General features: G+C 28.9%; 1 pseudogene. It reads left to right on the top strand.

What is annotated here, in order from left to right:
* A pseudogene (locus V7056_RS20640) lies at positions 1 to 211 on the top strand (glycosyltransferase family 2 protein); the annotation flags it as partial.

The following is a 211-nucleotide window of genomic DNA, read 5'->3' as shown; positions in this document are numbered from 1 at the left end:
ACTGGGATTAATTTACTAATGCTATATTTAGATTTGGTGTATACATTGTGTTGGCTACCAGGCTTAGTTTTAGCTTTTTTCGGTATCCATTGGATTGTAGGACCAATGACCTTATTGGTTTTACCGCTAACATTTGTAAGCTATTCAATATTATATTTATATCAAAAGCATTATGTTTTTAGACATTTAAACTTAAGAATAAGAATTAACA

Origin of the sequence: Bacillus sp. JJ664, assembly GCF_036962205.1 — a bacterium.
GTDB lineage: Bacteria > Bacillota > Bacilli > Bacillales > Bacillaceae_G > Gottfriedia.
Note: the sequence above shows the minus strand (reverse complement) of the source record. Positions and strands in the feature narration are given on the sequence as shown.